The organism is Vibrio sp. 1S139 (assembly GCF_041439475.1).
GTDB lineage: Bacteria > Pseudomonadota > Gammaproteobacteria > Enterobacterales > Vibrionaceae > Vibrio > Vibrio crassostreae_C.
Genome location: NZ_JBGOOD010000007.1, coordinates 1 through 25809 on the forward strand (window position 1 = coordinate 1; position 25809 = coordinate 25809).

General features: G+C 44.0%; 21 protein-coding genes and 2 pseudogenes. 10 read left to right on the plus strand and 13 right to left on the minus strand.

Features of this window, described 5'->3' with window-relative positions; genetic code table 11:
- Positions 1-83: 83 nt before the first annotated feature.
- Positions 84-620, minus strand: coding sequence for a GNAT family N-acetyltransferase (locus ACED46_RS04015; protein WP_371720941.1), 537 nt, complete (start codon positions 618-620; stop codon positions 84-86).
- Positions 621-846: 226 nt separating this feature from the next.
- On the opposite strand from ACED46_RS04015, the gene ACED46_RS04020 reads away from it, so the two are divergent.
- A complete protein-coding gene (locus ACED46_RS04020; RefSeq protein ID WP_371720942.1) occupies positions 847-2112 on the plus strand; it encodes an HD-GYP domain-containing protein in 1266 nt (421 codons plus the stop codon).
- A gap of 134 nt (positions 2113-2246) precedes the next feature.
- Here ACED46_RS04020 and ACED46_RS04025 read toward each other — a convergent pair whose 3' ends face one another.
- From ACED46_RS04025 to ACED46_RS04040, 4 genes are all read right to left on the minus strand, one after another.
- Complete coding sequence (locus tag ACED46_RS04025; protein ID WP_017064874.1) at positions 2247-2696, minus strand: PTS sugar transporter subunit IIA; 450 nt, start codon at positions 2694-2696, stop codon at positions 2247-2249.
- Positions 2693-3949, minus strand: coding sequence for a PTS ascorbate transporter subunit IIC (locus ACED46_RS04030; protein ID WP_017064873.1), 1257 nt, complete (start codon positions 3947-3949; stop codon positions 2693-2695). The genes ACED46_RS04025 and ACED46_RS04030 overlap by 4 nt, the downstream gene beginning before the upstream one ends.
- A 10-nt stretch (positions 3950-3959) precedes the next feature.
- Positions 3960-4229: a PTS sugar transporter subunit IIB gene (locus ACED46_RS04035; protein WP_017064872.1), complete on the minus strand. Its 270-nt coding sequence runs from the start codon at positions 4227-4229 to the stop codon at positions 3960-3962.
- A 284-nt stretch (positions 4230-4513) separates the two neighbouring features.
- Positions 4514-4990: a hypothetical protein gene (locus ACED46_RS04040; RefSeq protein ID WP_029235263.1), complete on the minus strand. Its 477-nt coding sequence runs from the start codon at positions 4988-4990 to the stop codon at positions 4514-4516.
- A gap of 613 nt (positions 4991-5603) precedes the next feature.
- Here ACED46_RS04040 and ACED46_RS04045 point away from each other — a divergent pair.
- The 3 genes from ACED46_RS04045 to ACED46_RS04055 all read left to right on the plus strand — a co-directional run bounded on the left by ACED46_RS04045 (position 5604) and on the right by ACED46_RS04055 (position 8085).
- A complete protein-coding gene (locus ACED46_RS04045; protein ID WP_017060598.1) occupies positions 5604-6812 on the plus strand; it encodes a NupC/NupG family nucleoside CNT transporter in 1209 nt (402 codons plus the stop codon).
- A gap of 340 nt (positions 6813-7152) precedes the next feature.
- Positions 7153-7422 carry a hypothetical protein gene (locus ACED46_RS04050; protein ID WP_017064869.1) on the plus strand — a complete coding sequence of 90 codons (270 nt, stop codon included), beginning with the start codon at positions 7153-7155 and terminating at the stop codon, positions 7420-7422.
- Between the two features lie 45 nt (positions 7423-7467).
- Entirely contained in the window at positions 7468-8085 is a 618-nt protein-coding gene (locus ACED46_RS04055) for a class I SAM-dependent methyltransferase (protein WP_017064868.1), read from the plus strand.
- 144 nt (positions 8086-8229) lie between these two features.
- Here ACED46_RS04055 and ACED46_RS04060 read toward each other — a convergent pair whose 3' ends face one another.
- Positions 8230-9372, minus strand: coding sequence for a DUF3541 domain-containing protein (locus ACED46_RS04060; RefSeq protein WP_371720943.1), 1143 nt, complete (start codon positions 9370-9372; stop codon positions 8230-8232).
- 276 nt (positions 9373-9648) lie between these two features.
- Here ACED46_RS04060 and ACED46_RS04065 point away from each other — a divergent pair.
- Positions 9649-10923 (plus strand): annotated as a pseudogene (locus ACED46_RS04065) (diguanylate cyclase); the annotation flags it as partial.
- A 163-nt stretch (positions 10924-11086) separates the two neighbouring features.
- The gene (locus ACED46_RS04070; RefSeq protein ID WP_017060608.1) at positions 11087-12736 is read left to right on the plus strand and encodes a DEAD/DEAH box helicase; all 1650 of its coding nucleotides are present in this window, start codon (positions 11087-11089) and stop codon (positions 12734-12736) included.
- Positions 12737-13291: 555 nt separating this feature from the next.
- Here ACED46_RS04070 and ACED46_RS04075 read toward each other — a convergent pair.
- Positions 13292-14821 carry a DUF3612 domain-containing protein gene (locus ACED46_RS04075; RefSeq protein ID WP_081090203.1) on the minus strand — a complete coding sequence of 510 codons (1530 nt, stop codon included), beginning with the start codon at positions 14819-14821 and terminating at the stop codon, positions 13292-13294.
- A gap of 169 nt (positions 14822-14990) precedes the next feature.
- On the opposite strand from ACED46_RS04075, the gene ACED46_RS04080 reads away from it, so the two are divergent.
- Positions 14991-15587 (plus strand): malate synthase, encoded by a 597-nt coding sequence (locus tag ACED46_RS04080; protein ID WP_017060610.1) that lies wholly within the window; start codon positions 14991-14993, stop codon positions 15585-15587.
- Positions 15588-15717: 130 nt separating this feature from the next.
- Here ACED46_RS04080 and ACED46_RS04085 read toward each other — a convergent pair whose 3' ends face one another.
- From ACED46_RS04085 to ACED46_RS04105, 5 genes and pseudogenes are all read right to left on the minus strand, one after another.
- Positions 15718-16734: a GGDEF domain-containing protein gene (locus ACED46_RS04085; RefSeq protein WP_017060611.1), complete on the minus strand. Its 1017-nt coding sequence runs from the start codon at positions 16732-16734 to the stop codon at positions 15718-15720.
- A 458-nt stretch (positions 16735-17192) separates the two neighbouring features.
- Positions 17193-17405, minus strand: a complete 213-nt coding sequence (locus ACED46_RS04090) for a cold-shock protein (RefSeq protein ID WP_004740083.1) — start codon at positions 17403-17405, stop codon at positions 17193-17195.
- 358 nt (positions 17406-17763) lie between these two features.
- The gene (locus tag ACED46_RS04095; protein ID WP_017064864.1) at positions 17764-19041 is read right to left on the minus strand and encodes a cytosine deaminase; all 1278 of its coding nucleotides are present in this window, start codon (positions 19039-19041) and stop codon (positions 17764-17766) included.
- 9 nt (positions 19042-19050) lie between these two features.
- Positions 19051-20289 carry a cytosine permease gene (gene codB, locus ACED46_RS04100; RefSeq protein WP_371720944.1) on the minus strand — a complete coding sequence of 413 codons (1239 nt, stop codon included), beginning with the start codon at positions 20287-20289 and terminating at the stop codon, positions 19051-19053.
- Between the two features lie 680 nt (positions 20290-20969).
- A pseudogene (locus tag ACED46_RS04105) lies at positions 20970-21398 on the minus strand (HlyD family secretion protein); the annotation flags it as partial.
- A 37-nt stretch (positions 21399-21435) separates the two neighbouring features.
- Here ACED46_RS04105 and ACED46_RS04110 point away from each other — a divergent pair.
- Positions 21436-22893, plus strand: coding sequence for a PLP-dependent aminotransferase family protein (locus tag ACED46_RS04110; RefSeq protein ID WP_371720945.1), 1458 nt, complete (start codon positions 21436-21438; stop codon positions 22891-22893).
- 16 nt (positions 22894-22909) lie between these two features.
- Here ACED46_RS04110 and yjeH read toward each other — a convergent pair whose 3' ends face one another.
- Positions 22910-24175 (minus strand): L-methionine/branched-chain amino acid transporter, encoded by a 1266-nt coding sequence (yjeH, locus tag ACED46_RS04115; protein ID WP_371720946.1) that lies wholly within the window; start codon positions 24173-24175, stop codon positions 22910-22912.
- A 254-nt stretch (positions 24176-24429) separates the two neighbouring features.
- On the opposite strand from yjeH, the gene ACED46_RS04120 reads away from it, so the two are divergent.
- Together ACED46_RS04120 and ACED46_RS04125 are read left to right on the plus strand one after the other, a co-directional pair.
- Complete coding sequence (locus tag ACED46_RS04120) at positions 24430-24891, plus strand: Lrp/AsnC family transcriptional regulator (protein ID WP_017061781.1); 462 nt, start codon at positions 24430-24432, stop codon at positions 24889-24891.
- Positions 24885-25805, plus strand: a complete 921-nt coding sequence (locus ACED46_RS04125; protein ID WP_017061780.1) for a LysR family transcriptional regulator — start codon at positions 24885-24887, stop codon at positions 25803-25805. The genes ACED46_RS04120 and ACED46_RS04125 overlap by 7 nt, the downstream gene beginning before the upstream one ends.
- Positions 25806-25809: the final 4 nt, after the last annotated feature.

Genomic DNA, 25809 nt, shown 5'->3' on the forward strand with positions numbered 1-25809 from the left:
ACATTACGTTAGACGGAATTTACGCTGAGCTTAGTGCTTAAGGTTCTGTCTATGAGTGACTTCTTAGTACTACTGCTTAGAGCTTAGAGCTTAGAGCGATGAAGGCTATAAATAGCGTGGTCAATGATGCGACCATTCAAGTTTTCGTTACGCGTGATGATACCTTCTAACGTGAAATGTAAGCGCTCACAAACCTTACGGCTGCTTTGGTTACCGGTTGCGGCTGATATCTCTACCTTTTCCATATCTAACTCATTGAAAGCAATATCAATCAGCTTCTGGACAACGCGCGTCACAATCCCCTTTCCTTGGTATGTCTCAGATAACCAATAACCTATCGTCACCTTTTGCTTATCATGATCAATAGTATTGAAACTGCAGTTACCGACGACCTTGTCTTGATACACGATCGCACAGGTCATGCTTTTCCCTTCCGCATAATCGTGTAGCGAGCGTTGGATGAAGATCCTAAAGTCTTGCTCGGTTTTACAATGTGGCGGCCACACGAGCCATTGACTTAGGTACTCATTCTGGCTTTGTGAGATTTCCGCGTAGTGAGAAGCGAAGCTCTCTTCAACCAATGCGATGGAGAGTTCGTTGTCGATAACCGTTTTAAACATGTCTTTCCTTTTCTTATGGCTGCTTATTTAAGCGAATCTTAGTCGGCAGGCTATAATGTCGCATGATTTTTAATATGCAACCATTTGTAGCACGGATTTTTCGTGATACGTTGGTTCTATCACGAAACTCATTAAACCTTACAATAGTTGTGTATATAATCATTAGCTATGCATTAGTATTAGCGGCCTAAATATATAAAAAATATAAAAATGCTAGGCTTAAATAATGAATCAACATTGCCAGGACGTGACCGTGGACTTAAGGAAGGCTCTATTCGGTATTGCTAAGGCGCTTGATAACGTCGGTTTCGAAAGTAAAAATCATGGACAGAGAGTGGGCTATATCGCGTATCGATGTGCTCTGAGTGTGGGGTGGGAAGAAGAGCAAGCGCAGCTCGCGTTTTCGTTAGGCTTGATTCACGACTGTGGTGTCTCGCAAATTGATGAACAGCTCAGTTTAACGTCTGGGTTTGTACCTGACTCAAGCTATCACCATTGTCAAAAGGGCTACCAAATCTTAAAAGAGTGCCCAGTTCTTTCTATATTTGCTAAGCCGGTTCTTTATCATCATACTCCGTGGTTTGAGCTAAAGGCTATTCATATCAGCGAGTTAGAAAAAGAGTTAGCAGCTATCGTGATGCTTGCTGATAGAGTGGATTATCTATACGGCATAACCTCTTCTGATCGTTATGGAAACCTAACACCAGATGGCAAAGCGAGCATCATTGAACGTTTGACTGAACAAGCCGATGAGATGTTCGAAACCAACCTTGTGCAACACATGTGCGAGTTGGTTGATTTGGATGACTTCTGGTTTTCTATGGAGATTCCATACATCGAGAACATGAGGGATAACTTTGAACCTGTGCCATTTTTCTCCCAGCAAATGTCGCTGGATGAGACGGTGGCCTTTGCCGAGTTTATCGCCAATGTTGTTGATACCAAAAGTTCGTTTACCTTTAAGCACTCTTTAAAGGTTGGGCAGCTTTCAGAATACCTCGCCAAACAGCTGGGTTATTCCTACACCACTCAGCGCAAACTCTATCTGGCTGGGTTAGTCCATGATATCGGTAAACTGCAAACCCCTAATGACATTCTGCATAAGCCGGATTTACTCACTGAAGAAGAGTATTGCTGTATTAAACGCCATGCAACGGACACTCGATTCGCATTGCAGGAGTTGTTCAGTTCACCTCAGGTTTGTCAGTGGGCATCTAATCACCATGAAAGGTTAGATGGTTCGGGTTACCCAATGGGAAAAACGGCGGAAGAGTTGGATCAACCCAGTCGAATTGTTGCTGTGGTGGATGTGTTTCAAGCGCTAACTCAGTCTCGACCTTATCGTGGAGGCATGACGTTAGAAGAGACTCTCGCTATTTTGAGGGACCACGTTGATAACTTTAAGTTGGATCGAGAAGTGTTTGAGTGCCTTAATAAACACGCGCAATATTGCTTTGAATTATCGACAGACAAACGAATGTACGCGTTTTAACGCCACTGAATGCTTTCGAGGTGTGACGCCTAAACTCATACTCGGTCGAAATGACTAAACACCAGAAACAGAAAAGCGATAGCCGAGGCTATCGCTTTTTTTAATGGGGGCTTATCAGGATTTTTAGATCGAGATTAGTATCGCTTTAAGATCTCGATGATCGCTTGCTCAGTTTCCGCTGCGATGATGGCATCAATGTCATTATCATTTTGGAACAACTCTGATAGCGCCATAATCGTATGGATGTGGCTATCTGAGTCCATCGCTGCCAGAGTAATCGAAAGGTAAACGTCACCGTTGTCTTCTGACTCTAAATCAACACCCTTCTTGAATACCGTTACTTGCAGTGATGCTTCGTTCACACCATCTTCAGGGCGAGCATGAGGCATCGCAATCTTTGGTGCTAGAACATAGTACGCGCCAATATCCTTGTGTTTTTGCTTGATAGCTTCAACATAGTTTGCTTCGATTTTGTTGCTCGCTAGCAGTGTTGAACAGGTCACATCTATCGCAGCATCAACCGTTAGGTTCTCTTCAGAGTTGATGATAACGCCTTGGTTACCAATTAAATCGAATAAGCTCATGAAACAATCCACCCTAGGATAAGACCAACAACGCCGAAGTCGAAGTCAGCAAACGTTGTCGCTTCAAGACCAAGGCCACCCAGTACTGGAAGCAGTAGCATTGGTAGGAAAGAGATACACAGACCTTGCGTGAATGAACCGAGAATTGCACCGCGTAGACCGCCTGTCGCATTACCGTAAACGCCTGCTGCACCACCTACGAAGAAGTGTGGAACGACGCCAGCTACAATGATTGTCCAGCCAAGCGCGCCTTGAACTGCCATTGCTAGTAGGCCAGCAGCGAAAGAACAAAGGAAACCGATAAGTACCGCGTTTGGTGCTACAGGGAATACCATAGGGCAGTCTAGAGCAGGTTTTGCGCCCGGTACTAGCTTGTCAGAGATACCTTTGAATGCAGGAACGATTTCAGCAATCAGCATCTTCACACCTTGCAGTACGATGTAAACACCACCGGCAAACACAAGAGATTGCATGAAGGTGAATACTACCCAGTTTTGACCGCCTGATACTGTTTCAACAAAGTCACCGCCAGCAACAATTGAGGCAAACATAAAGAAGATAGCCATTGTTGTTGCTACAGCAACTGGCGTATCACGCAGGAACATTAGGCTTTTAGGTACGTTGATGTCTTCTGTTGATTTTGAAGTGTCACCAAACTTGCTACCAATGTAACCCGATACTAAGTATGAGAACGTTGAGAAGTGACCCATCGCCAACTGATCAGTACCCATCACTTTCTCTGTGTATTTTTGAGCAAGTGCAGGCATGATAACCATCAGTGAACCCACAATGATCGAGCCGATTGCAACGAGAGCAGTGCCTTCGATGTTAGCTGTAGACAGGATTACCGCTACCAGCATAGACATGAACATTGTGTGGTGACCCGTTAAGAAAATATATTTTAAAGGTGTTAAACGAGCCAATAAAATATTCACAACGAATGCGAAGAACATAATTAGAGCCATTTCATAACCGAATGCTTCTTGCGCTAGTGCAACAATTGCTTCGTTATTTGGAATAACACCACTTACGCCGAATGCTTCAGTAAATACAACAGAGAAGTTATTTAGTGCGCCAACAAGAGCGCCAGCACCAAAACCTAAAATTAGGAAACCCATTACGGTTTTAATTGTGCCTTTTAGAATGGTAGAAACATCTGCTTTTTGTGCAACCAGGCCGATAAAAGCAATTAAACCTACCATGATCGCCGGCTCTTTTAATAAGCCGAGCATGAACTCGAAAAAGTTTTGCATAATTTTGACCTTACATGAAAGTTTTTAGTTGTTCTTCAATAGATGCTTTGTCAAAAATATTTTTAAGGCTGATGATATTCTCTTTACCAGCGTCTTTTAGTTGGTTTGCAACGTCTGTTGCTGCAACCCAAATATCCGCATTGCTTGATGCTGCAGATGATAGATCTTCGTGATCAACTTCTGCTTCGAAACCGATTTTTTTAGCGACTTCTTTTACTGCCATTTCCATCATTAGAGAAGTACCAAGGCCGTTACCGCAAACTACAAGAATCTTTTTCATAATATTTGTCTCAATTGGATTTTAGGGGTTGAGAAACTTCGTTCTCTTATTGTGTGAGAGCATAGTAATGGAAGTATTCAGATTTCAATAAGATCCCCATCACAAAACTAAAATGAGATTGTGATGGAGATCTCGTTAATTTGTAGTAAAGATCCAGAGTGAGACTTTGATCAAATTTAACTTTTCACTCGAATATGCAACGTATTTTATTGAGAAAGGCAGGCTTAACTAATTTTTATATTAGAATATAAATCTATAGAGGCTTTATTGTTGAAAACAGAGAGTTAATCGTATCGACCGTAGTCAGTAAGCATTTTCTTAAGCATGCTATTAACGTCTTTGGTCTTTTTATTTCTTTTAGTCAGTTCGCTAAGAGAGGTTGGTTTTGGGGAGGCAATATTTTCACTGTCGACTTCTTCTGTTTTATCTTTCATTTTCTGTACGGCAGGCAATAACATTCTAATTTCTTCGTTATTGGCATTGGTCAGTACCACAATATTTTCAGATTCAACTTGAGTAATGGTTAGTATCCCGTGTTTAACCGATTCAACCTTTTCACCAATCATAATTGATTCAGGCGCGACAGAACGATCGGTGAGTTGACCTGTACGTAATTTCGCCGCACTGATAGCGCGGATATTTCCAGTATTTTCAAACGCGACAATAACAGTATAGGTATTATAATATTCAACTACTGTCACATAGCCGTGTCTATTTGTTTTGAATCTAGCTCCATTGTTCATGTCGTGCGGAGCTTCCATTTTCTTCACGTGTTTCCTCTCTTAGTCTCGATGGCTGTTATATCTAATCAGCTCTATTGGTATTTTATAGATAATTATTTGGTGAGGTCATACAAAGTATATACGCATCTAAACTTAAGATGAATCTTGAAGTCTCGGGAAATGAGGCAGAGCACAGAAAAGTAGTAAGAATCACACAGAATTAACCGAGTGATTACGCTCACACACTTAAAGACTTAACATTACAAATTCAACTCCCTACAGATTGTTTACAGTTTTGAAGCACGAAAACGACGATAAACAATACGTTTTGGCTAATCCTTGACCGCGCGATCGTTTGCGTTAAAAAATGTGATGAAAGTCTCATTTAACTATTTATACTTCTCTTCCGGTTTTAAGCCGGTGCTTAGCCAATACAAGCCGTCACATGGATATGTGAATGACCCCACGGACCGGACCAGCTACGTTCCACTGCTTGTATAAGGTGATTTTTTACATGAACAACTCGTTGTTACATTCGCTAACCCTGTTAGCTCCTTCATCGCGTAGCGTTTTGCTTGCGGTTCTTTGTCCTTTTCCTTTGATGTCATTTGCTTGGCTCATGTTCACTCTTTAAGGATTACTAGGACACATTATGAATATTCTATTTGGTTTTGTCGGTGTTCTTGCACTGATTGCTTGCGCGTACCTGTTATCTGAAAGTCGTTCTTCAATTAACTGGAAAACGGTCTCTCGTGCACTATTACTTCAAATCGGTTTTGCAGCCTTAGTATTGTATTTCCCATGGGGACAATTGGCGCTAACAAGCCTAAGTAATGGTGTTTCTAGCCTGCTTGGTTTTGCAGACGTTGGTATCGCATTCCTTTTCGGTGACCTTGCTACTGAAGGCTTCATTTTCGCGGTTCGCGTGCTTCCAATCATTATCTTCTTCAGTGCTTTGATTTCTGCGCTTTATTACTTAGGCGTCATGCAAAAAGTGATTCAAATCTTGGGCGGAGCGGTGCAAAAACTGCTGGGTACAAGTAAAGCTGAATCTCTGGTTGCTACAGGTAATATCTTCCTTTCTCAGGGTGAGTCTCCTCTTCTTATTCGTCCCTTTTTAAAGTCTATGACTCGTTCGGAACTGTTTGCTGTAATGGCAGGTGGTATGGCGTCGGTAGCGGGTAGTGTACTTGGTGGTTATGCTGGCCTTGGTGTTGAGCTTAAATACCTTATCGCTGCAAGCTTTATGGCGGCTCCGGGTAGCCTGTTAATGGCGAAGATCATTGTTCCTGAGCGCAGCACACCAAGTGACTACGACCACATTGAGCTCGATAAAGCTGACCAAAGCAACGTGATTGATGCATTGGCAAGCGGCGCGATGAACGGTATGAAGGTTGCAGTAGCGGTTGGTACAATGTTGGTTGCCTTCGTGAGTGTGATTGCGATGGTCAACACTGGCCTAGAAAGCCTAGGTGAAACGTTCGGTTTTGCGGGCATTACGCTGCAAGCTATCTTCGGTTACCTGTTCTCGCCTCTTGCATGGCTGATCGGTATCCCGAGTGATGAAGTATTGATGGCAGGTTCTTACATCGGTCAGAAGATCGTTATGAACGAGTTTGTTGCTTTTATCGACTTCGTTGAGAACAAAGCTCTGTTATCTGAACACAGCCAAGTGATCGTGACTTTTGCTCTATGTGGCTTTGCTAACATTGGTTCTATCGCGATTCAGTTAGGTTCAATCGGTGTTATGGCACCAGAGCGCCGTGCTGAAGTTGCAAACTTAGGTTTGAAAGCTGTAGCTGCTGGTACGCTAGCAAACCTAATGAGTGCATGCTTAGCGGGTATTTTCATCCTGCTTTAAGCTATATTCAGTTAAAGCGGACACTTTACTTACGGAGTTAACGTAAGGAGGGTGTCCGCTTTTTTGTGCCTGTTAATCAGGCGAAATCAGGTTTGGCCGTCGACTGTGATTTGTCTATCGTGAGTAAAAGCTCACTCGGAAGAGTAATAGAGCCAGTTCCTTTTATCCGATATACTTGAATATCATCAGGTTGCGATTAATAACATTCGGCTTCGATTAAGAACATTCGATTTCGATTGAGAATATTCGATTTCGATTGAGAATATTCGGTTCCGACTAAGCATATCCGCTTTCGATTAGGAACAATGGCAACCAAGCTAAATTAATCAAGGGTCTCTCCATGAACATTCGCGTTCTCATCGGTCTTATTGTTACCTTCATTGGCTTGTTTGCGATGGTTTACCTAATTGCTGGCGGCGCTCAGTTTCCTATCTACCAGTGGCCAAAAGAGGCTTATCTCGGTTTGGTGTTCAGCGTGGTGTGGGGGGCTGGTGTCGCAGCGTCTGTAGCGTATTTCTTCTCGGCATTGGTGTTTGTTACTGTCGCCGTGGTTTGCTATGCGATCGGTTATAAAATCGGTGGGCTCTTTTCTTCAAGTTCTAAAGCTTAATCTTATCAAGGTGTGCTGATGTTCATTGAAGTAGGGCTGATTTGAATGCACTGGCTCGATCGTTGGAAGGTGTATCGCTATCATCGGAAACAAACTAACCGCTCGAATGGCGACAAGGCTAAAGCTTTAGGTTGGACTAGCGAAGAGAGTCAATTGTGTCGCTTTGAAGTAATCGCTCGTGCGGCGGACTTCGAAAAGAAGAGTGTTTTAGATTTGGGTTGCGGCTATGGCGAGCTGTTTGAACTGCTCGACAGCATCTATCGTATTCAATCTTATACCGGCGTTGACCAACACGCAGGCTTTCTTAAGAAGGCGAAGCAAAACTACACAGAAGATCGTTGTCAGTTTTTGGCGGGTGATATGAGCAAAATGAACCTTGAGGCGCACGACATTGTCATCGCTAGTGGTTCACTGAACTACATCTCTCGTGATTCTGATTATCTGACAAACATGATTACTCGCATGTATGAACTGGCGAATCAGACGGTGATTTTTAATCTTCTCAACTCAAGCCAGTATCCTTCGCGTAATACCTTGATGAGTTATCACCCTCAAGGTGTCTATCGTTTCTGTAAAACGCTCTGCGATGATGTCTCTTTAACGGAGGGCTACGCAGAAGGGGATTTTACGATAGTGATGAACAAAGCCGTGTCAGGAGCTTGATGTCGTCTTTGTTTTTATCTTTACGCAGGTTTTGATATTAACAACTTTTGATACGAGTACTGACGTAGTAAACAGCAAAAAGCCGCAGCCTTGAAAGGTATGAGGCTTTTTGGGTTCTATGATGAACCTAGGCTAGGTATGTTGCTAGTTCTTCGGTGGTTGGTTTTTAATGAGTCCGTAAGGGATGTTAGTAAACACCTTAGGGTTGCCTTCATAAGTCGGCGCTTCATTCACTTGCTGCCAATCGAGTAGCATGATTGCTAACACGTTGCGGTGTTCACCGTACTCAAGATCAAAATCACCAGTGATAGAAGGGATCATGCCTTGTTTCTCATCGATTGAAGCTTGAATCGCGAGTCGAGTTTTCTCTAGAACTGGGTCATCTTCTAAACCTGCCAATAAGAAGGTTAATCCAACCTCAGCAATCACATCTTCTTTCGCACGCAGCAGAATCGTATCGATGTTTTCTCTGAAGTAATCGTAGATCCATTGATGGTCTTGTTCGCTTACTTGATGTTGGTAATATTCTGAATCACCAAAGATCACATGGGTCATACCATAGATCTTATTGCCGTATTGCTGGCTTGAAAGCTTCCTGTCTTGCGAATCTGGGTAGGCTTTTTTGAAGGTATCGACAAACTCATCAACGACATCCTGCTCACCCAGTTGGCGCAACCAGTAAACCTGATTCGCTAATTGAGCGGCCCACGCTTTCACCATGTCTTCATTGGTCACGTATCGTGAGAAGTCATAGCGACGAATGATTTCGCGTAGCTTGGCATCGTTCTTGTGTTCTAAACCGTATTCGTTAGCACGAGCCATAGAGCCTAGAAGGTCAACACCAAGGTAAAGGTATTCAGGCATGTGCTTGGTGATGTTGTAGCGTCGAATACTGCGCTCATCGTTATCACCAATATAAGATGCAACTCGCTTCTCTGAGTAGAGTACGATTTGTTCCATGGTTTGAACGTCATTCGACAGGGTGCTGAGCTTGCTTGCCACTCGAGCCATGTCGCTCCACACCGCCGCTGAATACTTATCGTCTAATGTTTGACGATACATGCGCAGCCCGTAGTGACCTTCTTTGAATGCAGGCAGGGTGTAAAGCTGGCTTTCGTAGGTGGTGCGAATTAGGTCTGCAGATTGCTTGAAAGATTGTTCTTGAGAATTGAGCGAATCTGCTTGGGATTGAACGTTCACTGCGGTTGGCGCTTGAACGTTTTCTTGTGCGTGAACGGCAACCGAGGCTGATAGCAATGTACACAGTGTGATAGTTTTTAACTTCATGTCGTGAGGTACCAAGCTGATTATTAGTCTATGTAAAATAACATTGATGAATCCTTCAATGTAAGCGTTGAGTCAATACAATGTAAGCTTTATAAGGTTCACTAACCCTTTTTGATTAAACCATTCGTTTAGTAAAGAAGTTTGAAGTGATGGATCACCCAATATTTGATAGATAGTCGACGTTAGTATGGATTTTTAATGACTTAGCGGCATACTGGAGCAATAAGCCAGAAATGAGCCGTTATAAGGCAGTATATAGAACAATAGTGTTAGAGGTTCGTAAATGCCAAGCAATTAACTTTTCTTAAAAACGAATCGTATTCAGAGGCAAAAAAGCAACTATCCATTATTCGTTCTCGGATTGAAGCCGCGATCGTGTCAGATATGTATATCCTCAATAATTTCTCGACCTTAGTGACCATCAACCCCGATGGAGAGGTAAAAAATTGGGATAAGATTGCAGAGAATATCATTCAAGATGGCTTCCATATTCGACTTATCGGACTCGCCAAAGACGACATTCTAAATTTTGTTTACCCGCTGGAAGGTAATGAGCAGATTCTCGGTATTAATTATCGTGATCACCCAAATCAATGGGAGTCTGTTGAGATAGCCCGTAATCTTGGCAACACCTTTATTGCTGGTCCCTTTGAGTTGTTTCAAGGTGGGCAAGCCCTTATTACACGTACTCCGATCTTCCGAGATCCGCCTTTTAATCAAGATTATTGGGGTGTCTCCAGTGCTGTTATCGGTTTAGATGAGCTGTTTGAAGATGTTGGAATCGGCAAGATAGAGAACAAGTATGAATTAGCAATTCGTGGTGCAAACAGTTCAGGTAAAGATGGCGCTGTCTTTTATGGTACTCAGGATGTGTTCGATAATGCGTTTACCACTGAACAGGTGAGTTTTCCATACGGGGGTTGGTACCTTGCTCTCTCCGGTAACGAACATGTATTGATGGATGAGCCTTGGTATCGCATCCAAGCGGTAAGGCTGGTGGGCTACTCCATAATATTAGTGCTGGCGTTTGCTTTCTTTACTATTTATCGCCTTTACCGCATTGCAGATAGCCGCTCTATGCATGATGAGTTAACGATGTTGCCGAATCGTCGATACTTCATGTATAGCCTCAAGCAGGCCTTCAAAACCACTCAAAAACAGAGAGCGAGAACCTTTGCTGTTGTAAATATCGACCTCGATGGGTTTAAAGCAATCAACGACACTTATGGTCACGCGGCAGGCGATCAGGTATTGATCGAGTGTGCTAACCGCATAAGAAGTGAGCTGCGTGTTTCAGATATCGTTGCAAGGATAGGCGGTGATGAGTTCTTGGTCTTGTTGCCACGCATCATCGATGATCAACACGTATCTTCAATCGTGACTAAACTACGAAAGGCGATATGCTCGGCGCCAGTTGTGTACGAAGCGCACTCTATTTATCTCAGAATCAGTGTGGGTTGGGTTATTCACAATAGTAGCTACAATGATGTCGATGCGCTCTTGAAAGCCGCTGATGAAAAAATGTACGAACAGAAGCGACAAGTTATCTAGGTTGAATTTTAGCTGCGATTAGAATTTAGTTGCTGAATGGGGGGAAAAGCCTCAGAATACCGCGCTTTGCTCCGTATCAATGTATTTGATGAGCAAAAGCTGAAGCAACGCACTTTTTAACGTGTTGCTCATACTAAATGTTATTCAACTGAGAAAATAATCTATGAGTTTTACCTCCCTTGGCCTTTCTGAACCGATCCTTAAAGCTATTGAAGCACAAGGTTACGATAAGCCATCACCAATACAAGAGAAAGCCGTGCCAGCTGTCCTAACGGGCAAAGATGTTATGGCCGCTGCTCAAACAGGTACAGGTAAAACTGCAGGCTTCACGCTACCTATTCTTGAAATGTTATCGAAAGGTACTCGCGTACGTCAGAACCAAGTTCGTGCGCTCGTGCTAACGCCAACTCGTGAGCTTGCTGCGCAAGTGAATGGCAGCGTAGTGAAGTACGGTATTAACTTACCGCTGACTTCGACGGTAGTGTTTGGTGGTGTGAAGATTAACCCTCAGATGCAAAAACTGCGTAAAGGTAGTGACGTGTTGGTGGCAACACCTGGTCGTCTACTTGACCTATACAACCAAAATGCAGTGCGTTTTGACCAACTAGAAATCCTAGTGCTAGATGAAGCGGACCGCATGCTAGACATGGGTTTCATCCGCGATATTCGTAAGATCTTAGCTTTCTTGCCTAAGAAGCGTCAGAACCTACTGTTCTCAGCGACGTTCTCTGATGATATCCGCAGCTTAGCGAAAGGCTTGGTGAACAATCCTGTTGAGATTTCAGTAAGCCCTGCAAACTCAACGGCAAAAACGGTTGAGCAAAGCATCTACCCAGTAGACAAAAAGAAAAAGAGCGCAATGCTAGCGAAGCTAATCAAAGATAACGATTGGCAACAAGTGTTGGTGTTCAGCAAGACGAAACACGGTGCGAACAAGCTTGCTCGCTTCCTTGAAGAGCAAGACATCACTGCTGCACCTATCCATGGTAACAAGAGCCAAGGTGCACGTACTAAAGCCTTAGAGAACTTCAAAACAGGTAAGGTACGAGTACTTGTTGCAACTGATATCGCCGCTCGTGGTATCGATATCCCGCAACTGCCTCAAGTAGTTAACTTCGATCTTCCTCATGTATCAGAAGACTATGTACACCGTATCGGTCGTACTGGCCGTGCAGGTGAAGTAGGTAAAGCGATTTCATTGGTTTGTGCTGATGAAGTGGGTGAGCTGTTCGGTATTGAACGCCTGATTCAACAAGTGCTAGAGCGTCGTGAACTGGAAGGTTTCTCTCCAGTAAATAAGTTACCTGAGTCTCGGTTGGATTCACGTCCAATCAAGCCTAAGAAACCGAAGAAAGCAAAACAGCCACGTGAACATGCTGATGGTCAACGTTCTGGTGATAACGCTCGCGGGCACAAGCCAGCAGGTAAGAACAAGCGTCATGTAGCTGGTAATGGTTCGGCTCCAAAGCGTAAGCCGACATCTGGTAAGAAACCTGCTGAAAACAACTCAGCTGCGACAACTGAAGATAAATCAGTAAGAAACAACGGCAGCAACTTTAAACGCGGTAGTGCGGGCAATAAACCTGCTGCAAATAACGCAGGTGCTCAGAACACTCTGAGCAAACCAAGCGGTGCGGGTAAATCTAACGGTACTGGTAAGCCAAACAACGCGGGTAAACCTGCAGGCAAACCTAAGAAGTCTGGTTACGGCGGTAGCTACGGCCCAAGCAAGTCGTCAAATAAGCCGACAAGCAACAAACCTTCTACAAACAAACCGTCTCGAAGCCGTTCTAAGCCAGCTCCTCAGAAGTAATCTTTTCTGAGATATTGAAAGAGCAACGAACATGAGTCGCTTTATAAAAAGGCGTCTCGTGGGTTAAGTTCTTTCTGTCATAGAAATCGAATAAGCGCGAATATTGAATCTCAATGTTCGCGTTTTTTTATGGGCGTTGTTTATGTTGAGTATCCGTATAGCTTGAGTAAGCTAGGGGAGGTTTATTGCTGTTTAAAGTGATTGAATCTAAGGGAAATATGACATTTTTGGGAAGGGTAATGAATCTTTAATGATTCATTAATAATAACATAATCACTAGCGTTTTTGTTGAATTTTGCAATTTGCAATTCCAGTTTGCAAAACAAACAAGGATATCCGGCCGATATGTGTCCAGATGCGTAGTAAATACGTGTTTTAAAAGTTGGCACGCATGCTGCATTAGTAATGGTGACCCTTCTTAAGCCGAGGGTCACCTAGCCAACTGACGTTGTTAGTGAACCTTTTTTGTTCACACAAAATATATGACCAATCACCCTTATTGTGATTGGTTTTTTTTTGCCTGAAATTTAGGTTCTATTTTTTGTTATTACTTTTTTACTCACCACACTTAGAGTAACAGCTTGGTTGGCGTGGGCATTCTCCACCTCTGGAGCAGATAAGCCTCGCCTCTGTCTCAATCCCACGTTCAATCCAATTTATATTTAGAATCTTGGCTATTGTCGTGAGATCTTTTTTGATGTTACGCGGAATTGCCACAGAGCCACCATTGTTAACGCATGACGCTTTAAGCTGCTCTGCTATGTCTCTTGAATTACCGCCTTGAGCATCAATCGCAGGGTTGAGATCTATACCAGCACACAACACACGATTGTTACCCGCAGGATCCGTCATATTGATGGATTCACAGCAGTAGATTCTTGGCTCATCACCCACGTTCAAAATGGAGATTTGAGCCGAGCTTCCCGCTCGAGGTTCTGATAATCGACGGAACACAGCCCAATGTTGACATGGGTCAGCGACCGTTCTCATATTTCCCCAAGGTAGCGGAATCCCGTTCCCGCGATATACCGCCTTGAGTTTCCCCGGCCCATAAGCATCAAAGTAGTGCCAGTGAGGGTAGGGCGATACTACAGTCATTCGACGCATCGCAACAGAGGGGGAAACCCCTGCTCTTTTGTGAACGTCGATTTCGTAACCAGTGCGGTCAAGTAGCTGCCTAAACGGGACTTTCGGGCACAGAAGTGCGCCAGCAAAGAAGCTGGATTCAAAGTCTCGCCATGCTTGAAGAATATCTTGGGAGTTGAGCTGTGAAGAGCCTGATACCTGGTTGTCGTCCCACGTGTTGTTGTTACCGACCGACAACACACTCTTTAGGCCTTCTTTGCTGTGCAGAATGCAATGACCGATATAAACCGAAAGGTCGTATTTCAGACGAGTTGGATACTCTTTAAGAATCTCGTTTAAGAAGATAGTACCGGGAGGCTCAAAGAAGGAGGTCACTAACTGCTTAGCGTTAATTCCGAGCTCATCGACGACGTCTTGCGGCGTGCGCGTCACCCAGCGGATGTTGATTCCTAGGCTTCTAGCGATGTCTATCAGGTCTTCTACGCTGAGGTTAAGACGTTTTAAGCCTACTTCTTCCGCAGCGCGCTCAAGGTCAGGGAAGTGGTTCTGGTTGCTCTCTTGGTGTGCTCGAATCAAGAGGTGCGCAAACTGGCGGCCTGAAATGCCCGTTTGTGACAGCATCTCAGGAATCGCAATTTGCAGGATGTCGTTTGAGAATAGGAAGCTCGGCTCGAGCGCCATGCCACTTATCCCACCACGATTCCCCTTATCAGGAGCAATGGCTTGTTGTTCAGATTCGTCGTCGAGGAACCACGTCGGATTCTTCTGAAAGACCTGTGCAATCACTTCCAGCATATCGATGCTCGGAACCCGCTTTCCACGTTCAATCATTGAAAGGTAAGAAACGGAAGGAGCACATTCTGGGTCGATTCTAATACAACGCGCAGACAGGTCTTCCATCGTTAAATGGTTACGTTTTCTTAGGTTACGTATTTTCGTACCTAGGAAATGTGACTGACGAACTAAACTTTTTGACAAGGCCATATTTGTAAAATTCACATTGTAAAATTTTTGTTGTGAAATTGTATGTAAAAAAGCGCTAATCTACAAACTAAGCAATTCACAAAATGACAAATAAATTAAACGTTAGTTTGGAATAATTGCTCTAGGACACATTTTTGCTGTAGAAATCGGTGGTTATCACCGGACTGGTCAAGAGGGAAAGACTATGAATATGCTTACATTCGATAAAACAGAAATCCAAAAACAATCAAAGCCATTTATCGCTGAAGCTGTCTTTGCCGTGGAGACAATCAATGCTAATCAGCAAACTGAAAAGCAAGTGAAAGCAAAGCAGCTGCTTGATCGACTATTCCCACTAGAGAATGGCTCACATCAAGACGTAACCAGCTACGTAGTCGATTACCGCCATATTATGGCTTACTTTAAAGACGGTCAGCACAGCGGTCTGAAGCACCCTAAGCAGTTTGTAGCGTACATGGGTGAGAAGAACGACCCAGACTCTATCTTGTTTCGAGATGGCAGTGGCAGCCACCTAGAGGTGATGTTTGGTTGCCACAAAGGGACAGGTTGTATTGAGCTAGTAGAAATTGATGATATTCAGTTGGAATCATGCACCACGTTTGGCCAATCACCAATGGAAGCAACAACCACAATGCGTGAAGAGACCATTGCAGCGATGCGCCACTGGATCAGTTTGATTCAAGGTGACGCAAAGGGTAAACCAAAGGCATGCAGTGAAGATAAAGAGTTCAGAGCAAAGAGTGGTGAAGACTACTGCTTGAATTATTGCTTCCAGATCTAACGGTGAATCCTAGTTAGCTAAAGTAATTTATACAACTAAAGAAAAAAAGCCCCGAAGATAATGAACTTTGGGGCTTTCTAGTCTCAATACGAGCCGACTAATATGTCGATAAGAGCATTGTTGGTGTGTTTTACAAAGGCATGACTCGGTTACGGCCAAGTGATTTCGCTTCATAAAGTAGCTTATCAGCACGTTCAATCAGCGATTGAGCTGATTCGCCGGGTTCAAGTTCAGCGACACCAAACGATGCAGTGATACTGCCGACTTGTTGACCACTGCGGCGATCTTTAATCGACAGCTTTTCTAGAGAGCGACGATTGGTATCAGCGAGTTGACGAGCAATACGCAAAGACTTGTTAGGCACAATCAGCGCGAACTCTTCACCACCAAATCGATAGGCAGAAATACCTTCACGGCAACTTAACTTCAGCTTGCGAGCGATCGCTTTAAGCACCATATCGCCAAACAAGTGGCCATAGGTGTCGTTGAAATTTTTAAAGTGGTCGATATCGAGAAGAATCAGACACAAAGATTGTTGTGCTTCACACAGGGTTTCTATGTCACGGTCGAAAGAGCGACGGTTATAGAGTGTGGTTGTACTATCGAAAAGCGCATCTTTCTGAACTTCTACTAACTGGGTTTTTAGCTTGGTGATCTCTGAGGTTGCAGAGTTTAGCTGAGAGTTTAAAAACTGAGTAGAGTGACGAATATGACGGGATTCAGACACCAGCTGTCGAACTAAGGACATGACTTCATCAATAGATAGGCTTTCATTATCAACACGAGCCAAGTCCTCGAAGCTTTTATCGATCATGTCAGAAAAAGCGGAGGTGTCGGTCAGGGTGTCATTCATTGAATTGGAAACTTCAGAAACTAACAGTTCCAAATTAGCGCGAAGGTCATTGATATTGGTTTCGGATTTGCTGGCAACATAATTGTTGTATAGCTGCTCACCAACGGCAGGAGGACAAATACCGTAGTGTTCTAAAACACCATCCATGTCTTGAGTTAGCTGGGGAATAGCGTTATCGACATAGGTGTACCAAAGTGCGTAATTTGCAGGTGTCGTTGACACCCTGTTCTTCATCATAAGAGGCACCGCTTTTTTTAGATTTGCGGTGGATTTCTGAAATTCGTCTTTGTTCATTATTTTTACTGCAGATACCAAAACAACTAAGCCACTTGCGAACAAGGTTAGCGGATTTCGAAGGTCTTTGCTTTAAAAATTATATAATTAGTGGATGAGGATTGGATAAATAACTCATTTTTATTATGAATATCGATTGCGTATTCATAAGTACAATCTAATGGATTGTTCTTTAACCATATTTGGGCTTATCAAACTTTCGGCGTAGCGTGAGTTAGTATCAAAAGATTGCTGAGAAATGAGTGTTGTTGTCTCTGGAAGTGCATACAAAAAGTGAAGTTATTTGGGCGTCGAGCTTTAACTGAGAGTGGTTAGATTGGGAGGCTTGGCTGGTGATTTGTATTTGTTCAGAGTTAACGGGTGAAGCTTGCATCAAGAGGGGAAATGTTTATGAGCAGGCATAAAAAAGCGCCGATAAAAATCAGCGCTTTAAAATTCTTTTTAGCTATAAGAGCTAATTATTGAGCAACAACGTTTGCTGCTTGTAGGCCTTTTTGACCGTTTTCAACTTCGAAAGAAACCTTTTGGCCTTCTTTCAGAGTTTTGAAGCCTTCAGAAACGATTGCACGGAAGTGTACGAATACGTCAGCGCCGCCGTTGTCTTGAGAAATGAAGCCGAAACCTTTCTCTTCGTTAAACCATTTTACAGTGCCAGTATTTGTGTTAGACATAATTTGTCCCTTATTCATAAATTTTCTAAGTTGTTGATTGCATTTAATGCAATGCGCTGATAATTGAATTATTTAATATTGCTAAGAAATAAGGAAAAACTACTTACAAAAACGGGTAACGATTTTACATGTCAATTTTTTACTATTCATCTAACTTAAATAACTCCGGCTAACAGAGCGAGAGCATGTTAACACAGTCTTTTGAGATGTACACGCATTGCTTAAGAAATTTGTGCTTTTTTTGTCATACCGTGCGAATGTACAAGATTTACACTGATTTAGTGATAGTTTTGTCGCTTCGTCCAACACAACAAAAGGAAGCATCTCAGCTTCCTTTTGATCATTAGTATAGACGATATTAACGCTTAAAGTTGATATCTTCAGTTTGATCTAAATTTATTTTTGTTTTCGCTGGTTGAGTCTCTGCAATCACCTTACCGTGTCGTATTGAGTACTGCACTGGTACTTGGCGGCGCACTGCATCAAAGCCATTGTCAGCAGGAAGAATCAGTAAGCTACCTGGCTTACCTTCTTCGATGCCGAAGTTGTCTTGTATGTTCAATGTGCGAGCAGAGTTCTTGCTGATCAAATCAAGTGAGTTGTTGATTTGATCGTAGCCCATAACCTGTGTCACATGCAGTCCCATGTGCAGAACTTGAAGCATGTTCGCTGTGCCCAGTGGGTACCATGGGTCAAACACATCATCGTGGCCAAAACAAACGTTGATGTTTGCTGCTAGCATCTCTTTAACGCGCGTTACACCGCGGCGTTTCGGGTAATCGTCGAAACGGCCCTGTAAGTGAATGTTCACTAACGGGTTTGCCACGAAGTTGATACCAGACATCTTCAATAGACGGAATAGGCGAGATGCGTAAGCACCGTTGTAAGAGCCCATTGCAGTCGTGTGGCTAGCGGTTACTTTCTCGCCCATTTCAAACTTATGAGCAAGAGCTGCTAATGTTTCCACAAAGCGAGACTGTTCGTCGTCGATTTCATCACAGTGAACGTCGATCAGACAGTCGTACTTACGTGCAAGCTCGAACACGTAATGCAGAGATTCAACACCGTATTCACGAGTGAATTCGAAGTGAGGGATAGCACCGATAACGTCAGCGCCGATCTTCACTGCTTCTTCAAGCAACTCTTTGCCGTTAGGGTATGAAAGGATGCCTTCTTGAGGGAATGCAACGATCTGGATGTCGACCCACTCTTTCATCTCTTCACGAACTTCAACCATCGCTCTTAACGCAACGAGTGTTGGGTCTGACACATCAACGTGCGTACGAACGTGTTGAACACCGTTAGCTATCTGCCATTTCAGTGTTTGCTTGGCACGAGACTTTACGTCTTCGATTGATAGCAGTTCTTTACGCTCAGCCCAACGCTCAATACCTTCAAACAAAGTGCCAGAGATGTTCCAGTTAGGCTCACCAGCAGTTTGAGTAGTATCTAGGTGGATGTGCGGTTCACAGAAAGGAGTAACTGCAATGCCACCTTCAGCATCAAGGATGTCGCCTTGATGATTGATTTGCGCGTCATTATCGAGAATGCGAGAAAATTGACCATTTTCAATCAGAATCTGTTTCAAGCCCTCTTGGTCTTGAAGTTTCGCGTTCTTGATTAATAAGGTTGTCATAGTGTGTCCTTAAGCGGCCTGAGATTTCAGAGCTTTTTTGTTCAATAGAGGATTAAGCACGAGGTAACTGATTGCACCACCTAACACTGCGTTCAAAGGAACAACGCCAGGTAGGAAGTGACCAGCGGCTACGCCTGTTGCTACCGCGATAATGCCAGCCCAGTTAACGGTTTGGAACTCTGCATTTGCAAAATCTTTGTAACGTTTACGGTTCGCGAAGAAGTCGGCGATGATTACACCACCAATTGGTGGAATCGCCAGCGAAAGGAAGGTTAACCAACCAACGAAGTTGTTGTATAACCAAAGCGCGAAAATCGTACCGATAATGCCGTTAATGATAGACATTGTAGTACTTGAGCGACCAGTGATGTTAGATAAACCCAGACCAGATGCATAAAGTGCATTTTCATTGGTTGTCCAGATATTCAATCCAAGCACGATGATGGCTGGAAGCAGTAGGCCTTGCGCGATCATCACATCTGAAATATCAGCCTGACCTGTTGCTGCTGCGCCTGCTGCGCCGAAGATAAACATCAGCGAGTTACCGATGAAGAATGCAACCATAGTAATCAATACTGCGCTTGCTGGCTTTTTACCAAAGCGAACGAAATCGGCAGTTAACGTCCCCGCACTTACAAACGAACCTACAACCATTGCTAGCGCCATTGAGAAGTCCATTGGCGTCTCCGGTTTAATTAGTTGCAGTTGCTCTAGTCCACCAACACTGTCTACGGCAGTCAGTACTGAGTAACCACCCAAAATCGCAATCGCAGGTACTGCAATCGCTGAAAGTACCATTAGTGCTTTAATGCCGAAGTACACTGTCCCCGTCATCAACAAGCCAGATACGATAATCAAGGTGTTGGTATCAATGCCCGTTGCTTTTTGTACTGGAATAGCAAACATCGCAACACCCACACCAAACCAACCGACTTGTGTACCACCAAGTAAAGCAGAAGGAAGCCATGAGCCTTTAGTACCGAAAGAGAAACGAGCAAGAAGGTGGGTAGAGAGGCCAGTAGATGAGCCGATGTAGCCAAGAAAAGAAGTGTAAATACCGAGGATTAGGTTACCGATGAGAACGGCGAGGAAGAAATCGTTGAATGAAAGACCTGTCCCGAGTGAACCACCTGTCCACATACTTGCAGAGAAGAAAGTGAGTCCAAGCATTACCATGGTGAGTGAAGCGACTCCTTTCCTAGCCGATGTAGGAACCGGCCCTAGACTGTAGTTATTATCAGTAGCCATTTTTTACCTCCGCAAATGATCAAAATTAAAATTAACGGTCGCCGTATTGCAGGCAAACTTGCGCATTGTGGTGATATAAATAACATAGTCAATGCTAATTTTGTCAATAATTGCCCATAAAAACCAGTTATTGCAGTAATTATCTTGTAAAACATAGGGTTATTTTCTGTCTTTATTTAAAAAAAACAAATAGAAAACGTTTTCTATAATGCGTTGGTTATCTGCTGTTCTTGGTTGGCTATGAATGCTTATTATTATACGTCTGAATGGGTGTCTGTATCGAAAAAGAGGGCGGTTGGCCAAACTGCAGGCAAAAAAATAGCCAATCGCAATAATCGCAATTGGCCTATATATTTTGTGAACAAGAATAGGTTCACTAACAACGTCAGTTGGCTAGGTGACCCTCGGCTTAAGAAGGGTCAATATATACATTGCAGTTAGTGTGCCAACTTTTAAAACCACGTAAAACGGCAGTTTTATAGCAATCTGGTGCGTATTTGAGCGTTTAATTTGCGTTTTTGAAATACCCAATTGCAAAATGCAATTGCGATTTGCAACTTTAGAGTGTTTATTCGTTTTTCGGGTTTGTGTTCTTTCTGGCGACGAATGGTGAAATAAACAAAAAGCCCGTGCGATCTAAGAGCGCACGGGCTTGGGTATTGTTTCACCAATAGGAAGTATTAGATGGAGTAGAAGAAGTACAGTTGAGACTTCATTCTAATGATGATCCCGCGTATTACGTCTAGGAACGCCATAAAGCTGATAGGCTTCTCACCGCTTACCCACGCTAATCCGACAGAACCAACAGGAATATCGTAACCCTCTGCCTCATCAATTTTTAAACGAACAAAGTGGTGCTTGTTCTGAAGGTTTTTGCCTGTGGTAACACGAACCTGCTCATCGATACCCAGCAAACTTGCTTGCGCTTCACCTGTGGCTTCTACCATGCCTTCTACGGTTGCAGAGAACACTTTTCCTGGGTATACCGCTGTCGCAAATTCCGCAGGTTGACCGACCTTAATATTGCGAATCGCTTGGTGGTTAACTCGCATCAGCACGTACTTCTCTTCGGTATACATCTGGATACGAGGCATCATTGAAACACGCTTAAATAGAGCCACTTTTAAACACTATTTGGATCCAGTTATGCAGCCTATCGATGTCGGTGATCTACAGTTAGACGAACAACACGGCACGCGTCAAACCGCCTTGTTCCACGCGATAAGAGAGAAGATCGTTCAAGATTTATGGAGCAAGGGCAGTAAGTTACCTTCAACACGTAAGTTGGCTGTCGAGTTATCGGTGAGTCGAAATACGGTGATTTATGCGTACGAACAACTGGTTACTGAAGGCTATATCGAGAGTAAGCAAGGCTCAGGGTTTTATGTCTCGGTTGAACAACCAGAACACTTTCTAAGTTTGTCTAAGCCAAACAGTGTTCAGGATCCGAAGGTCAAACAAACAGTCAGTAAACCGAGTACAAACATAGCGACACCTAACGACATTAACCGCAGCTTTGCCCCAGGAGTTCCTGACTTAGATGCGTTCCCTTTTGCGAAATGGCAGAGGTTGCTGCAACGTCACTCTACACGTCAGAACATTGCGGGCAATCAAGAGGTTCAGGGAAGCTCAGCCTTGAGGGAAGCGTTGAGTGGGTATCTTGCAAGCAGTCGTTCCGTTCATTGTAATGCCGACAGAATCATCATCACCGCAGGTGCGCAGCAAGCCATCTCAATCGGATTAATGGCAACGTTAGCGATGGGCGACAAAATCCTCGTGGAGGAACCCGGTTATCGACAAGTACATAAAATTATCGATCTGTTGAGACTAGAGTTAGAAGGTGTAAGTGTGCGTGAAAAGGTGGGGTTGGATATTGAGAAAGTGTTGGCCAGTAATGCTAAGGCTCTGTATGTCACACCGAGTAACCAATACCCAATGGGCACGACTTTAAATACTGAGCAGCGCCTTAAACTGATCGATTGGGCCAATCAACATCAGTCATGGATCATTGAAGATGACTATGACAGTGAGTTCCAGTTTGCTCATCGCCCTTATACCAGCATGCAAGGTTTGGCGGGTAAGTTAGGGTTCGACGATCGCATCATCTATGTCGGCTCCCTGAGTAAGGTGATGTTCAATGGCCTCCGATTAGGTTATTTAGTAGTGCCAGAAAGTCTGGTGGCGAAGTGTCTTGAGATTAAAGACGCGCTCACCGGAGACACGGCGTCTCATACACAAGAAGCTTTGGCGGATTTTGTTCGCGAAGGCGATTTATTGCGTCATATTAGAAAGATGCGTCGTTCATACAAACTTAAGCATGAAGCGATGATAGAAGCGATTAAAAGTGAGTTTCATGGCGATCTTGAAGTGATTAGCCAAGCGGCAGGGCTACATGTGACCGTGAAGTGGTATCAAGGCATATCTGAACATGAGTGGAGCCGTAGAGCAGAGCTTGAAAATATCATCATTCGTCCTTTTGACTTTTATGAATATGGATCAAGTGATGCTCGTGATTGGAATGGGGCGGTGTTGGGGTTTGGAAATATCCGTCTGGCTGAGATAAAGCCGAAGATCAAACAGATCGCTCGGCTTTTTTATCAGTGATATTGGTAGGTATCGTTTACAGCTTGTCGACAGAAACAGTGGGTTTACCCAACCACTTCCGCCAAGGGAGTGACAATGTCACAAAAACAGTCACAGCATAGAGCATCGACCAACTTAAACAGATAAACACCAAGGTACAGATGACCAATGAAAGCATGGCAGTGTATCTAGATGCGCCTGTTAGTAATCGGCAAGCGGCTAACATTGCGAGCAGATAAACCAGAACAAAAATACCGTTGGCGAGCTTGAGAAAGAACTCAAGGTCTAAATTAGACAGCTCACCAATCACACACGAAATAAGCACGACAAAGCCAATTGCTAACGTTGGGTAGAGCGGTACGCCGCGGCTGTTCGGTTGAGCCATTCGACTTGCAGGGCTGTGTTGGCGGGCCTGAGCCCAGATCATCCGAGACAGGCTTTGTGTGTAAAGGTTTAGGCTGGCAAAGCAAGCAAAGAACCCCAGCACGCTGATGACGGTTTTGAAGCCATTACCAAACAGTTGTTCTGTTACCCAAGGGATGGATGCGGCATCGAATTCAGATGAACCGAAAGCACCCAGCTTAAGAATCACTACTGAACAAGCCCAGTACACTAGCCCCGCAACAAAACAGCCTGCAATGATGGCGATTGGGAAGTCACGTTGTGGATTTTTGAATTCCTCTCCCATGTGAGCAAAAGCTTCTATTCCGACAAAGCACCAAAACATGACAGCTAAAGCAGCGCCGATAGACCACATTGAATTGGATGAGATGGCAGGAAGAGCAACATCGGTTGCCGTGATGTCGGCTTTCCAAACAAAAGCGCTGACTAAGGCAAAAATCGACAATGCGATCACGGTTTGCAGTCGGCCAGAAGATTTACTGCCCATCAAATTGACGGCAATAAGCAGGGCGACGGTAAAGGATTGAGCACCAAGTGGTGTATCGAGAGGTGCGGGTAACAATTGTTGAGCAAAACCACCAGCCAGTGCAATGGCCGCTGGAATACCGACAGGAATAACACTCACAAACAACCACGCCACGCTTGTTTCTAATCGCTCGCTAAACGCCTGGCGCACAAAATAGGCAGTACCACCTGCATTCGGGTAGCGTTTTCCTAATGATGCGAAGGTCAGTGCAATCGGGCAAATAGCGATAAACAGGATTAACCAAGCGAGAAGAGACAACTGTCCTGCAATGCCTGCTGCGATCGCAGGGATCATAAATAATCCAGTGCCTAGCAAGGTCGTCGAGAGTTGTCCGATTCCTGAAATAAGCGTGATTTCTTGTTTGAGTTGTGTCATTCGCTCTCCTAGCTATTTGATTCTGGTCACGGTCTTCCAGTAACTTTCTTCTGGTGTGTGAGAAGTTATGATTGAGAGCATACATTGTTGACATCAATAATACAGCTAGCGAAACGTCGTAAGACACCGTCATTTTAACGGTATTAATCCGATTCAGTGTGAAAGTGTCGGCTGTCAGAATGGCTGTTATAAGTAGGAAAGTTGTGTCAAATTAGGCGTTATAAGTAGAACAATAAATGAAAAGAATCAGAAGCATGGATAAATTTGATCGCCAGATTTTGGATATTCTCAAAACCAATGCACGATGCTCAGTGAGCGATATCGCCCGAGATGTCAGCCTCTCGCGCTCAGCGGTGAACGCCAGAATCAAGAAACTGGAAAGCGACAAAGTGATTACGGGCTACTGCGCTCAAGTGGCAGAACCCAACCAAACGAAGAATGTGTGCGCTTATATCTTGTTGAAGTTCGACATGTCGAGTAGTGACCATAGTTGTGAGTCTTACGCGAAACAAATCCAGAGTATTGATGAGGTGCAATGGTGCCACTCTATTAGCGGTGAGACAGATATGATGTTGTACGTGGAAGTGGAAAGCATGGAGAGCTTGAACCGAGTTCGCGATCAGCTGCAAAGTTACCCGGATCTTCGCCACTTAATGACTCATACGGTTTTGACCGAGTTTTTCAACAAACAGAATGCGACGGTGCATTCATGTTAGGCAATATCAACTTAAACCTACTGCGTTCACTGCATGTACTTCTTGAAGAGTGTCATGTGAGCCGTGCCGCCCAACGTTTGCATATCACACAATCCGCGGTGAGCCGTCAGCTCAGCCAGTTACGTGATTTGTGTGGCGACCCTTTGCTGGTCCGTGACGGCAACAAACTGGTGCCGACCAACCGTGCATTGCTACTCAAAGGTAAACTCGACGACCTGCTTGGCGAGTTTGACCACCTGTTAGATGATAAACCCTTCGAGCCGCAAGACTGGCAGGGTGAATTGGTGTTGTCTTCGAGTGATTATGTCGCTCAGTATATTCTTCCTGTGATTGTGGCAGAGGTGTCTGCTGAAGCGCCGAACATTAATTTGGCTTATCGATTGTGGCAGCCAAACTACCTTGAAGCACTGAACGAGTCTGGGATTCATTTGGCTTCCAGTATGTTTCCCACAAAGCCAGAACATGTCTCAAGTATCAAACTTGGTGAAGATAAGTCGGTGTGTTTGATGCGAAAGTCGCACCCGCTGGCTCAACAAGCGGTTTTGAGTGCAGAAGATATTGTTCACTACTCTCACATCAAAGTGACGGGTGGTGGAGATAAAGACAGTTACGCGGACATAGCATTGAAGAAGCAAGGGCTGAAGCGAAGAGTGGCTTTACAGGTTCCGTTCTTTTCATCTGCTGGTACTGTGTTATTGCAAGACGACTATCTGATGATCGTGCCAGAACATATCGCCTATAACCTAGGTCGACACCTCGATACTACCTACTTTTCGTTGCCATTTGATACGGAAATGCATACCTATTGGTTAATGTGGCATCCTAAATATGACAACGACTCTGCCCACAAATGGGCGCGAGAAAAAGCATTCCAAGCCATGCAAAAGTCGAGTTACAATATCAGTATGACTTGAAATC

Excerpts from the sequence above, each read along its gene's own strand:
- codB (WP_371720944.1), bottom strand. The coding sequence starts at position 20,289 with ATGGCTACTGATAATAACTACAGTCTAGGGCCGGTTCCTACATCGGCT.
- ACED46_RS04015 (WP_371720941.1), bottom strand. The coding sequence starts at position 620 with ATGTTTAAAACGGTTATCGACAACGAACTCTCCATCGCATTGGTTGAA.
- ACED46_RS04085 (WP_017060611.1), bottom strand. The coding sequence starts at position 16,734 with ATGAACAAAGACGAATTTCAGAAATCCACCGCAAATCTAAAAAAAGCG.
- ACED46_RS04020 (WP_371720942.1), top strand. The coding sequence starts at position 847 with ATGAATCAACATTGCCAGGACGTGACCGTGGACTTAAGGAAGGCTCTA.
- ACED46_RS04050 (WP_017064869.1), top strand. The coding sequence starts at position 7,153 with ATGAACATTCGCGTTCTCATCGGTCTTATTGTTACCTTCATTGGCTTG.
- ACED46_RS04090 (WP_004740083.1), bottom strand. The coding sequence starts at position 17,405 with ATGTCTAACACAAATACTGGCACTGTAAAATGGTTTAACGAAGAGAAA.
- ACED46_RS04035 (WP_017064872.1), bottom strand. The coding sequence starts at position 4,229 with ATGAAAAAGATTCTTGTAGTTTGCGGTAACGGCCTTGGTACTTCTCTA.
- ACED46_RS04030 (WP_017064873.1), bottom strand. The coding sequence starts at position 3,949 with ATGCAAAACTTTTTCGAGTTCATGCTCGGCTTATTAAAAGAGCCGGCG.
- ACED46_RS04060 (WP_371720943.1), bottom strand. The coding sequence starts at position 9,372 with ATGAAGTTAAAAACTATCACACTGTGTACATTGCTATCAGCCTCGGTT.
- ACED46_RS04080 (WP_017060610.1), top strand. The coding sequence starts at position 14,991 with ATGAATATGCTTACATTCGATAAAACAGAAATCCAAAAACAATCAAAG.
- yjeH (WP_371720946.1), bottom strand. The coding sequence starts at position 24,175 with ATGACACAACTCAAACAAGAAATCACGCTTATTTCAGGAATCGGACAA.
- ACED46_RS04095 (WP_017064864.1), bottom strand. The coding sequence starts at position 19,041 with ATGACAACCTTATTAATCAAGAACGCGAAACTTCAAGACCAAGAGGGC.
- ACED46_RS04055 (WP_017064868.1), top strand. The coding sequence starts at position 7,468 with ATGCACTGGCTCGATCGTTGGAAGGTGTATCGCTATCATCGGAAACAA.
- ACED46_RS04125 (WP_017061780.1), top strand. The coding sequence starts at position 24,885 with ATGTTAGGCAATATCAACTTAAACCTACTGCGTTCACTGCATGTACTT.
- ACED46_RS04045 (WP_017060598.1), top strand. The coding sequence starts at position 5,604 with ATGAATATTCTATTTGGTTTTGTCGGTGTTCTTGCACTGATTGCTTGC.
- ACED46_RS04040 (WP_029235263.1), bottom strand. The coding sequence starts at position 4,990 with ATGGAAGCTCCGCACGACATGAACAATGGAGCTAGATTCAAAACAAAT.
- ACED46_RS04025 (WP_017064874.1), bottom strand. The coding sequence starts at position 2,696 with ATGAGCTTATTCGATTTAATTGGTAACCAAGGCGTTATCATCAACTCT.
- ACED46_RS04110 (WP_371720945.1), top strand. The coding sequence starts at position 21,436 with ATGCAGCCTATCGATGTCGGTGATCTACAGTTAGACGAACAACACGGC.
- ACED46_RS04120 (WP_017061781.1), top strand. The coding sequence starts at position 24,430 with ATGGATAAATTTGATCGCCAGATTTTGGATATTCTCAAAACCAATGCA.
- ACED46_RS04070 (WP_017060608.1), top strand. The coding sequence starts at position 11,087 with ATGAGTTTTACCTCCCTTGGCCTTTCTGAACCGATCCTTAAAGCTATT.